Here is a 1,241-nt window from a genome sequence, read left to right as displayed (position 1 = left end):
CCTCACCGCCCGCCGCATCCGCGCGGCCCACCCCCTCCAGCACGCACCCGACGCGGTGACGGCCGTCCTCCCCGCCCCGATCCTCCACCGCGATGTAGCGAACGCCCCGATCGACCAGCTCCCCGAACGAGTCTCCGGTCATACCGTCGTCTCCAGCGTCGACCGTGGCCCCGCCGACCTCGAGTTCGGTGGTGGTCCGGTCCGCTTCACCGCGGGCTTCCCGGCCCTGGGCGCGGTCATGCACCTCACCCACGGCGTCACCGGCCTGGGCGACACCGTCACGATCTCCGTGCACGCCGACCCCGCCGTGATCCCTGACCCGGACCGCTACACCGATCTGCTGGACTCGGCCCTGGACGAGGTCGCCCGCGCATTGCGCTGAACCGCGAAGACGAAAGGCCCCGGCGGACCGAGTCCGGACGAGGCCTTCGAGGTGGAGTTCGGTGGAGAGTTAAGTCATTCCGTTGACCATCGGATGCTCGGACAAGCTATCGGGTACGCCCCACTGGGTATGGGTGAGTGCTTCGAAAACACAGATCAGCAAAAGTTTTCGCGCGCGATGGCCGGAGGTGCTTTCGGATTCGCTGGCTACGTCGTGGATTCGCATACCGGCCGCCGGGCTGCGGCGCGGCGCGGGCTCCGACAACATCCAGAACATTTCGGGTCCCATCAGTGTCGAGCGCCCACCCGTTTCGGTGAACCACCGGCCTGAGTATTCGATCATCAGATCGGTGAATGATTCGACGTTACCGAATGCATCGGTGAACTGAGTCATCGCACCGGATCGATCCAGACTGTTCTGGATGATCGAAGCCAGCCGGATCGCGATTTCCCGGAACTGATCTACTCCCTGGTCCTGCCACATGTTCATCGCCATACTTCGCTCCAGAAGGGTCGGTGGTGAATGTTGGGGGTTGATCGAGCCGCATGCCTACTACATTTGCGCAGCGGTCATGTAGAACCGGCGCCGTTCGTCGGCATCCAGCAGAACGGGCTTGTGCTGGGCGCCGATGCCGGCGGTCTGCCCCATGGAATATCCGGGTCCCACGGATTCCAGTGGGTAGAGCTTCGGCTGGGCGGCGGGGAACGGGTCCTCGGCGCGCCTCGTCTCCTGCCGTTCGAGTGCCGCCTCGTAGAGCTCGAGGGTGGGCTCCGGGTCGTCGTCGTGCTCGGCCGCGCCGACCACGTCCTCGAGCTCGGGCGCCTCGAGCTCGTCCTCGAGTTCGGCGGCCTCGAGCTCG

At 65.8% G+C, this 1,241-nt stretch carries 3 protein-coding genes; 1 reads left to right on the top strand and 2 read right to left on the bottom strand.

From position 1 onward, the window contains the following. A partial coding sequence (locus tag ACIRS4_RS37590) for a WS/DGAT domain-containing protein (RefSeq protein WP_404204672.1) occupies nucleotides 1-382 on the top strand: 382 nt, incomplete at its 5' end. Between the two features lie 69 nt (nucleotides 383-451). Here ACIRS4_RS37590 and ACIRS4_RS37585 read toward each other — a convergent pair. Further along, entirely contained in the window at nucleotides 452-877 is a 426-nt protein-coding gene (locus ACIRS4_RS37585; RefSeq protein ID WP_404204670.1) for a hypothetical protein, read from the bottom strand. 57 nt (nucleotides 878-934) lie between these two features. After that, nucleotides 935-1,241: hypothetical protein (locus ACIRS4_RS37580; RefSeq protein WP_404204668.1), on the bottom strand; the 307-nt coding region annotated here is incomplete at its 5' end.

Source organism: Streptomyces sp. NPDC101166 (genome assembly GCF_044768125.1).
Lineage (GTDB): Bacteria > Actinomycetota > Actinomycetes > Streptomycetales > Streptomycetaceae > Streptomyces.
The sequence above is the reverse complement of the archived record's forward strand: the minus strand, read 5'-3'. Positions and strand labels throughout refer to the sequence as shown.